This window comes from Pseudomonas sp. 67(2021) (assembly GCF_017491835.1).
Classification (GTDB): Bacteria; Pseudomonadota; Gammaproteobacteria; order Pseudomonadales; family Pseudomonadaceae; genus Aquipseudomonas; species Aquipseudomonas atacamensis.
This window is the reverse complement of sequence record NZ_JAFGYL010000129.1, coordinates 1-231: the sequence shown is the minus strand read 5'-3', so window position 1 is coordinate 231 and position 231 is coordinate 1. Positions and strand designations below refer to the sequence as shown.

Below are 231 nucleotides of genomic sequence, written 5' to 3'. Positions count from 1 at the left end.
AGTAACCGAGGGTGCTGAACAGCAGAACGAAGTAACCGACGTTGCCCAGCCAGGCGCTGATCCAGTAGCCCCAGGCCGAGGAGAAACCCATGTAGTCGCCGAATCCGGCCTTGGCGTAGGCGTAGACGCCCGAGTCCAGCTCCGGCTTGCGATTGGCCAGCGTCTGAAAGACGAACGCCAGCGTCAGCATGCCTATCGCAGTAATGCCCCAACCGATCAGGATCGCCCCTG

The 231-nt window shown here is 61.5% G+C and carries 1 protein-coding gene; it reads right to left on the bottom strand.

What is annotated here, in order from left to right:
* On the bottom strand, nt 1-231 hold a 231-nt coding region (locus J5M66_RS26845; protein WP_207810309.1), incomplete at both ends, for an amino acid permease.